The following is a 297-nucleotide window of genomic DNA, read 5'->3' as shown; positions in this document are numbered from 1 at the left end:
TTGAACGAGTCACAACGACGTTGGCTACTATGCCAGCTGGTGGATTGCTCGGCTCAGGCGCTGATGAAGGACGTGCCAAGCTGCGATAAGCCATGGGGAGCCGCACGGAGGCGAAGAACCATGGATTTCCGAATGAGAATCTCTCTAACAATTGCTTCGCGCAATGAGGAACCCCGAGAACTGAAACATCTCAGTATCGGGAGGAAAAGAAAACGCAACGTGATGTCGTTAGTAACCGCGAGTGAACGCGATACAGCCCAAACCGAAGCCCTCACGGGCAATGTGGTGTCAGGGCTA

Annotated in this window: 1 rRNA gene; it reads left to right on the top strand. The window is 53.5% G+C overall.

The window, feature by feature from the left end:
• Positions 1-15: 15 nt before the first annotated feature.
• Positions 16-297 (top strand): 23S ribosomal RNA (locus C442_RS22510); the annotation flags it as partial.

Source organism: Haloarcula amylolytica JCM 13557 (genome assembly GCF_000336615.1).
In the GTDB taxonomy this organism is placed as follows: domain Archaea; phylum Halobacteriota; class Halobacteria; order Halobacteriales; family Haloarculaceae; genus Haloarcula; species Haloarcula amylolytica.
This window is presented reverse-complemented; position numbering and strand designations above follow the sequence as displayed.